This is a genomic window from Marinitoga sp. 1155, assembly GCF_001021175.1.
Taxonomy (GTDB): domain Bacteria; phylum Thermotogota; class Thermotogae; order Petrotogales; family Petrotogaceae; genus Marinitoga.
This window is the reverse complement of the sequence record NZ_AZAX01000032.1, coordinates 20,553-28,843: the sequence shown is the minus strand read 5'-3', so window position 1 is coordinate 28,843 and position 8,291 is coordinate 20,553. Positions and strand designations below refer to the sequence as shown.

Here is an 8,291-nt window from a genome sequence, read left to right as displayed (position 1 = left end):
GATTCAAAGAAGCAGAAGTAAAAGAATTATTGGAATATTATGACATATATTCAGAAAAATTATTAAAAGAAATGCAAGAAAATTATAATGGATATATATTCAACATAAACGCAAAAGAAAAAGTATATAATCCTGACATGGTCTTTTATTTTATAACAGAATATTTTTCAGAAAAAAAACCACCAGAAAAAATAATAGATGACAACATAATGAGTGATTACAAAAAAGTACAGAATCTATTTAGCTTAGGAGAATTGCTTGGAGTAAAAATAGACAAAGAAGAAACCAAAGAAGAAAGAGAAAAAACAACATCAAAAAGAATAATAGGAGAACTGTTAAATGAAATACTATTAACAGGAAAAACAGAATTAACAGAACTCACAACAATGTTTAATCCAGGAAAAAGGATAGAAATAAAAGACATAAAATCATTATTATTCTATCTGGGATTCATGACTTTTGAAAAAAAAGGAATAATAACATATCTAAAAATACCAAATTACTCAATGAAAAAAATATTCTCAGAATATTTCACAGAATACATAGAAGAAAAACTAACAGAATACATAGACCCAGAACCAATAGAAATAGCGGTAAGAAAGATATTATCAGATGGAGAAATAAAAAGCTTTGCCAAAGAAATAGAAAACCTATTGAGCAAAATGGACAACAGAATATTCATGGGATTAGATGAAAAATACATAAAAGCAATAATGTATAGTTATTTAGTATTAACGCCATATGCAATGGTAAAAATGGAATATCCAGTAGAAAATGGGTATATAGACATAGCAATGTTCAAAAGATACGAAGAAGTACCATATGAAGCGATAATAGAAGTAAAATATATAAAACAAAAAGAATACACAGAAGAAAAATTAAAAAGGAAAGTAAAAGAAGCAAAAGAACAAATAGAAAAATACAAAAAATCATATGAATTAAACCCAAAAAATGAAACGATGAAAAAGTATATAATTGTTTTTGTTGGAAAAGAGGCTAAATATATTGAGGAAAAAAACTAAAACTCGGGACTATCTAAAATTCTGTGTGAATTGAGGATAGCTGATTAATAGTAATTATTATAAAATAATGTTTCTTAAATATTTCTTCTTAGATTTTCAAAACTTTTATATGTTATTAGCTGGGAAATTTGACCCACAAATTGTTAAGAAAAGACAAAGATATATTTTAGCTATTGAAGATATGGTATTATTTTTGTATTCAAAAGACTTAAGTATTAGAGATTATGTAAAAGATATTAGTGCAATAATAAATTAAATACTAAACCAGCCATCGTAATTTGATGGCTGGTTTTATAAAGTGGAAATAAATATCTTTTTAATATCTTCTATATAGACTAACAACCTTACCAATAATTTCCCACTTTAAATCTTCTGTTAAGATTATAGGTTCGTATTTTTGATTTAAACTGTAAAGCATAGCAGGACCTTCCATTGCTTTTCTATAAACTTTTACAAGCGCATCTGCACCATCGTTTATTAATGCAACTACTCTATTTCCAGATTCTACATATGCATTAGGGTCGATAATAACATAGTCGCCTTCTTTTATTTCTGGCTCCATACTATCTCCAATAACTTCAACTGCAAACTCTCCTTTTGAACCTACCGGAATGTATATTTCATCAATAGGATAATCTATCGGTTCTGCTATACCGGAACGACCAGCGGCGACTTTTTCATATACCGGAATTTTTTTCATCTGTACCTTTACTATGTTTTCTTCGTCCGATTCTGTATCAAGACCTAGTATATAATCTGTAGATACATTAAAGTATTTTGCTAATTCAATTATAACTTCTGCAGATGGTAAATTCATACCAGATTCAATTCTATATACACTATTACCTGCTATACCTATGATATATCCCAATTTTTCTCTCGATAGGCCTTTTCTTTTTCTTAAAAGTTCAATTCTTTTGCCTATAAGATTTGACATTATTTCACCTCGCCTTTATTGTATATATATATTATACACCATTTTCTACCTGATGGTAGATTTGTTACCTATTTTTTACCTTTTCTTAATTGTATTTTTGATTTATTTGTAGTAACATAAAATCAAGATACAAAATAGTAGATTATAAAAATTTCCAAAACACTAAAAGGGGGTAATGTAATGATAAAAACACAAGAGTTAATACAATGGTATGAAAATAAAAGGCATTATTTTAAAACTTTTTTGTTTAATTCAGAGCAAAATAAATTTTTATTAGAATTAATAGGGTTGGAAAACAAGATTACAGAAAATGAAATTTTAAAATTAAATTCTATTGACGAATTAGAAAATTATATAAAAATAATTTTTGATAGAGAAATTCAAGAATTGTTTAAATCAAAGAAAAGAACTCGCACTTCTTCAATTGCATAAAAAAGGAGCCGATTATGGCTCCTAAATTTCATAAATTTTTTCAAATAATTCAATATTATTTTTTAAAATATTTCCTGTTAATAAATCTTTTATAGCTGCAATGTAGTGATTTTTTTGTACGTTTGGAATTAAATTGTATTTAGCCATTGTTGCTAAAACAGCCATATTTTGCATTCTTGCATCGTTTAAATCATCGATATATACTTTTATTAAATTAATATTTCTTTTGTTAGCTACTTTTAATAATACGTCATTATTAATTTCTTTGTTTTTTCTTAATCTTACATCCAAAGGTTGCCAGACTGTGTCATAATAAATGACTGTAGAATTATTTTTTGAATAATCATTCATACCTCTTAATGCTTCATGTCGTTCTAAAGCTACTACTAAATCTGCTTGATTTTTCATAATTAATGGAGAATTAACATTTCCAATCCGTATATTAGAAGATACTGTTCCCCCTCTTTGGGCTAATCCGTGAGTATCAACACCCTTTACAGGTAAATTAGCTTTATCAGCTGCTCTTATTATTACTTCGCTTAATAATCCAATACCCTGTCCACCAACACCAATTAAGTAAATATTGAATATTTTCATTGTTTATCTCCCCCTTTTGATACAATTTTAAAACTTAAAGCATTTGTGGGGCAAGTTTGTATACATGAACCATCACCTATACATAAATCTTCCTGTACCCATACATCTCCTTCAGGAGTTATTTGATATGCAGGACATCCAAAATCACTTATACATGTATATTGATGATCACATTTACTTGTGACTTCGACTTTGTTGTTTTTAAATATTCCCTTTTTTCTTTGCTCGCGTGTTAGTTTTAACATACAGGGATGTTTTGCTATAATAACTTTAAATCCATCTGTATTTAAAGCTTCTATTACATATTCTCTTAATTTTTTTTGATTGTATGTATCTACTTCTTTAATGAATTTTACCCCTAAGCTTTCGAGTAACCTTTTTATAGGAATTGCTTCTGAGGGACCGTTAAAATTTTTTCCTATTGATGGTAAATCTTGATGTCCTGTCATTGCTGTAGTTCCGTTTTCCATTATTATTAAAGTTAAATTATGATTATTGAATATAGCATTTACTATACCAGGTATTCCGGCATGAAATAATGTTGAATCACCTAAAAATGCAATGACATTCCTGGTTTTATTAAATAATGATAAACCCGCACCAGTGGAAGTGGAATGGCCCATTGATAATAAAACCTGACCCATATTATACGGTTCTAAAAATCCCAATGTATGGCATCCTATATCTGCAACTGTAATATCCGTGTCTTTTAAGGCATATTTTATTGCATGAAATGCTGACCTATGACCACACCCTGGGCATAATTGTGGAGGTCTTGGATTTAATTTTATTTCTGGAATGTTGATGTCTATTTTTTCTAATATTTCCGGCCATGTTTTTCTTAATATTTCATATACCTTATCAGGTTTATATTCCCCAATCCAATCTTCGATATCAAGTTTTCCTATAATTTTTACATCTATTTTATGATCGAAAGCTAACGATTTTATATCCTTTTCCATAATGTCATCCAATTCTTCTAATATTTTTACTTCTTTATGAGTTTTCAGAAAATCTATTATTATTTTTTCAGGTAGAGGATTTACAATCCCAATTTTTAAAATATCAATCTTTTCTTTTGAGTATTCTAAAACATCAAGTAATGATAGATATGGTAATCCAGTTACAATTATTCCCTTATTTTTATTTCCATTATCGATATATTCGTTGAATCTGGAATTTTGTGTTATGTTTTTAAATATATCCAGTCTTTTTAGGGACTTTCTTTTCATGTCGAGTGCTCGGGCAGCAATTGGAATATGTGGAGCATTGAAGTTGTCGAATTTTGGTGAGTAATCATATTCCTCTATAATCAATTTATCGAAATCTATTTTTTCTTTTGCATGACACACATGAGTTGTTAATCTTAAAATTATTGGCATGTGTAAATCTTTGGATATTTTAGCAGCCTCTTTGAACATTTCGTATACTTCTTTTGGTGAATTTGGTTCAAACATAGGAATATATGAAAGTTTTGAAAAATGCCTGTTATCCTGTTCGTTTTGTGAGGAATTTGCACCAGGATCGTCGCCTAAAACTATAATCATACCTCCGATTAAATCAAATAGTCCAAGCTGAACAAAAGAATCAGCAGCTACGTTTAATCCCACACTTTTAAAAAAGACAGTAGATAAATGTCCGTTCATTGAAGCACCAAAAGCAACTTCAGTTGCAACTTTTTCATTTACAGAAAATTCAAAATACATTGGATTTTTATCTTTTGGAATACTTCTTATACCTTCTGCAATTTCTGGTGTAGGAGAGCCGGGATAAGAAGTTACTACTTTTACGCCGGATTCGAGCATTGCTCTAACAAGCGCATGATTTCCCATAACAATTTCACTTATTGGATTTTTAGATATTAATATTTCACCTAAGGTTTTCACTATCTCACCTCGCTATTAATAAATATTTTTTGTAGAAAATAATAAAGGAATGGAAAGTCCATTCCTTTATTATTAATATAATGGTGTGAAATTCATTTTAATCCAATAGTCATTGGAAAGATCCCTGTATATATTGTATAGTATATCTCTGTGGGTTTCTTCCCATTTGGATAATTTTTCAAATAATTTTTTTGCATCATTGTTTTCTACTTTTTCTGCAGCATTTTTATAAAATTTCATAAAATCATCTTCGATTAAATATGCCATTTTAACAACAGATAAGTCTAAAGTCATTTCTTCTATTTTACCGCCTGTGATTTCTTTTTCTTCTCTTGTTTGAAATAAGTTCTCATTATCTTCTTCGAATTCTACGTCTAAATTTTTTTCATCTTCGTATTTTTTTATTAGTTTTTTTATATATTCAGCATGTCCTTGTTCCATTTCTACCAACATAGAAAAAATTTCTTTTAATTGAAGATTTGAAATATTGTCTAATTTGCTTTTGTAAAAGTTTTTTCCTTCAATTTCTTTTGCTAATGCATAATTTAAAATGCCAAGAATACCATCTTTCATTTTAATTCCCCCTTATTATTTATTATATATTTGTAATTATATCATATTTTTAGCAATTTTAAAAATAAATTTCAATCTAATAAAAAAATACCGCTTTCGCGGTATTTTTTTATTCTTTCCAAATTCTTGAAAACACAAAAAAACTTTAAAACTATATATTTTAGAGATTAAAGAGATCTCTTTTTTTATTGTGGGTATTTTACAAATCCAATCAAATAATGTTGATAAGGCATTATTGGGTTAAAAGGTATAATTCTAACATTCCAGCCATATTGACCTCTTTCATCGACCTCAAATTCACCTTCAAATAAATATGTATCTTTATTAACTTCTTTATTTAATTTCATATCAAATGATTTTAAAGACTTTACCTTATTATCTTCTAATTTAGCCAGAACTATCTGGGTTAATATCGAATCAGGTCCAATTCCGGGTAAATACACTTCGGCCTTTACTTCTATTTTGCCTTCTGTTGTATATGTAACGTCTTCTTTTACATTTGATAATACTTTAATTTTAATACTGTCCCAATTTCTTTCTAATATTTCTACCCAGCTTGAGAATTTTCTGGCTATAGAAAAATCATCTTTAATGAACTTTTCTCCTAATTCTGCTGCAGTCATATATAATTTTTGTGTATATTCTTTGAGCATTCTATGGGTATTAAAGAATGAGGTTACAGAAATTATAGATTCTTTCATTATTTTTATCCATTCTCTTGATACTCCTAATTCTTCGTTATGATCATAATATAATGGAACGATTTCTTTTTCTAATGTATTATATATAGATACACTATCTATTTTATCTTGTAATTCAAGATCTATATAATCTCTTTCATCTCCAATTGCCCATCCGTTTTTCCTATTATATCCTTCAACCCACCAACCATCTAATACACTGAAGTTTGGAGAGCCATTCATACCAGCCTTTTGACCGCTTGTTCCGCTGGCTTCTCTGGGTCTTCTTGGATTATTTAGCCATATATCAACTCCGGCAACTAAATGTCTTGCTACATTCATATCATAATTTTCTATAAAGACAATTTTATCTTTAAATTCAGGCATTCTTGAAATTTCATAAATTCGTTTAATTAATTCCTGACCTGGTTTGTCAGCGGGGTGAGCTTTTCCAGCAAAAATAAGTTGAACAGGTCTTTCTGGATTATTTAGTATTTTCTTTAATCTATCTAAATCTTTAAATATAAGAGTTGCTCTTTTATATGTAGCAAATCGTCTTGCAAAACCTATTGTTAAAGCATCAGGATTCAATATTTTATCGATTTCTTCTAATTGTTCTACAGTTTCACCATGTCTCATTCTTTGCAACTTTGTTCTTTCATGGATAAATTCAATAAGTTTTTTCTTTAATCCTTTTCTTACATTCCATAATTCTTCATCAGGAATATTGTCGATTTTTTTCCACAAATCTGGATCATCAATTTTTTCATGCCAATCTTTGCCTAAATAATTTGAGAACAAATCCTGCAATTCTTTTGAGATCCATGTTGTTGCATGAACACCATTTGTAACATGAGTGATTGGAACTTCTACAGCTTCCAGACCTTTCCATATATCTTTAGCTAGATCTCTTGAAACCTCGCCGTGTAATTTACTTACGCCGTTAGCTCTTGAGGAGAGATTTAAAGCCAGCGTGGTCATGGAAAATAATTCAGAACCGTCAGGTCTTATTTCTGCGCCTAAATCAAGAAATTCCCTTCTGGAAGCTTTTAATTGTGGCCAATAATTTTTAAAGTATTTATCCATTAAATAAAATGGGAAAGCATCATGCCCAGCTGGTACAGGTGTGTGTGTTGTAAATACTGCACTTGCTTTTACAGCCTGTACAGCTTCTCTGAAAGATAATCCTTTTTCCTGAACAAGTTCTCTAATCCTTTCTAAGCCCAAAAATGCAGAATGTCCTTCATTCATATGCCATACAGAAGGATTATATCCTATAGCTCTTAATGCTCTTACTCCACCTATTCCCAATAACATTTCCTGTCTGATTCTCATTTCTTGATCTCCACCGTAGAGTTGATATGTTATCATTCTATCTTCTGGGTCATTTTGTGGAATATCTGTATCAAGATATATGAGGTTTATCCTTCCAACCTGTAATTTCCATACTTTTGCATATACTTTTCTATTTTCCATTTCAACGGTAATATATATGTCATTATTTTCTTTGTCTTTGGCAGGTATTACCGGGAAATTATCAAAATCGTATGGATTAAATATAGCTTCCTGCCAACCTTCAGAATTAATTCTTTGTTCAAAATAACCCTGTTTATATAATAAACCAACTGCTACAAGTGGTATTCCAAGGTCACTTGATGATTTCAAGTGATCTCCAGCAAGAACACCAAGTCCTCCGGAATAATTTGGAAATGATTCATGAAGGCCATATTCGGCACAAAAATAAGCAAATTCTCCGCCTTTATATTCTCTGTGTGTAGATTTAAACCATGTATTTTCTGCTTTCATATAAGTATTAAATTTTTCAATAACCTGTGAGTATAATGATATTATGGCTTTATTTTCTGCAGCTTCATTTAACTTTTTTTGACTAACTTTTTTTAAAAATAGTACAGGATTTCTGTTGACTTCTACCCATAATTTTTCGTCTATTCTTTCGAATATCTCCTGGGCATCGTAATTCCATGTCCACCAAAGATTTTTACTTAATTCCGGTAGCCTTGAAAGTTTTTCAGGTATTTTTGGTAAAACATTTATCTTTGAAATAAATTCCATGGAAAGTCCTCCCTCCAAAATTTAATATATCCAATACATATTATACCAAAAATTATTGTTTTTATGCAATAATTGTAGAAATTTAACTTTA

8 protein-coding genes are annotated in these 8,291 nt (G+C 29.3%); 3 read left to right on the top strand and 5 right to left on the bottom strand.

What is annotated here, in order from left to right; translation table 11 throughout:
- Together X274_RS09180 and X274_RS09175 are read left to right on the top strand one after the other, a co-directional pair.
- A partial coding sequence (locus tag X274_RS09180; protein WP_047266538.1) for a PD-(D/E)XK nuclease domain-containing protein occupies nucleotides 1-1,022 on the top strand: 1,022 nt, incomplete at its 5' end.
- Nucleotides 1,023-1,131: 109 nt separating this feature from the next.
- On the top strand, nucleotides 1,132-1,278 hold the full coding sequence (locus X274_RS09175; RefSeq protein WP_197073352.1) for a transposase: 147 nt from the start codon (nucleotides 1,132-1,134) through the stop codon (nucleotides 1,276-1,278).
- A gap of 60 nt (nucleotides 1,279-1,338) precedes the next feature.
- Here the strand turns inward: X274_RS09175 and X274_RS11670 are convergent, their stop codons facing one another.
- Nucleotides 1,339-1,959 (bottom strand): LexA family protein, encoded by a 621-nt coding sequence (locus tag X274_RS11670; RefSeq protein ID WP_052913273.1) that lies wholly within the window; start codon nucleotides 1,957-1,959, stop codon nucleotides 1,339-1,341.
- A 180-nt stretch (nucleotides 1,960-2,139) separates the two neighbouring features.
- On the opposite strand from X274_RS11670, the gene X274_RS09165 reads away from it, so the two are divergent.
- Nucleotides 2,140-2,391 carry a hypothetical protein gene (locus X274_RS09165; RefSeq protein ID WP_047266536.1) on the top strand — a complete coding sequence of 84 codons (252 nt, stop codon included), beginning with the start codon at nucleotides 2,140-2,142 and terminating at the stop codon, nucleotides 2,389-2,391.
- Between the two features lie 21 nt (nucleotides 2,392-2,412).
- Here the strand turns inward: X274_RS09165 and X274_RS09160 are convergent, their stop codons facing one another.
- The 4 genes from X274_RS09160 to glgP form a co-directional block, all read right to left on the bottom strand.
- Nucleotides 2,413-2,988: a 2-oxoacid:acceptor oxidoreductase family protein gene (locus X274_RS09160; protein WP_047266535.1), complete on the bottom strand. Its 576-nt coding sequence runs from the start codon at nucleotides 2,986-2,988 to the stop codon at nucleotides 2,413-2,415.
- The gene (locus X274_RS09155; RefSeq protein ID WP_047266534.1) at nucleotides 2,985-4,874 is read right to left on the bottom strand and encodes a thiamine pyrophosphate-dependent enzyme; all 1,890 of its coding nucleotides are present in this window, start codon (nucleotides 4,872-4,874) and stop codon (nucleotides 2,985-2,987) included. Before X274_RS09155 ends, X274_RS09160 begins: the two co-directional genes overlap by 4 nt.
- A 72-nt stretch (nucleotides 4,875-4,946) precedes the next feature.
- Nucleotides 4,947-5,447: a ferritin-like domain-containing protein gene (locus tag X274_RS09150; protein WP_047266533.1), complete on the bottom strand. Its 501-nt coding sequence runs from the start codon at nucleotides 5,445-5,447 to the stop codon at nucleotides 4,947-4,949.
- A 185-nt stretch (nucleotides 5,448-5,632) separates the two neighbouring features.
- A complete protein-coding gene (gene glgP, locus X274_RS09145) occupies nucleotides 5,633-8,200 on the bottom strand; it encodes an alpha-glucan family phosphorylase (protein WP_047266532.1) in 2,568 nt (855 codons plus the stop codon).
- Nucleotides 8,201-8,291 lie beyond the last annotated feature (91 nt).

Coding starts and splice junctions, on each gene's coding strand:
- glgP (WP_047266532.1), bottom strand. CDS start 8,200: ATGGAATTTATTTCAAAGATAAATGTTTTACCAAAAATACCTGAAAAA.
- X274_RS09150 (WP_047266533.1), bottom strand. CDS start 5,447: ATGAAAGATGGTATTCTTGGCATTTTAAATTATGCATTAGCAAAAGAA.
- X274_RS11670 (WP_052913273.1), bottom strand. CDS start 1,959: ATGTCAAATCTTATAGGCAAAAGAATTGAACTTTTAAGAAAAAGAAAA.
- X274_RS09175 (WP_197073352.1), top strand. CDS start 1,132: ATGTTATTAGCTGGGAAATTTGACCCACAAATTGTTAAGAAAAGACAA.
- X274_RS09165 (WP_047266536.1), top strand. CDS start 2,140: ATGATAAAAACACAAGAGTTAATACAATGGTATGAAAATAAAAGGCAT.
- X274_RS09160 (WP_047266535.1), bottom strand. CDS start 2,988: ATGAAAATATTCAATATTTACTTAATTGGTGTTGGTGGACAGGGTATT.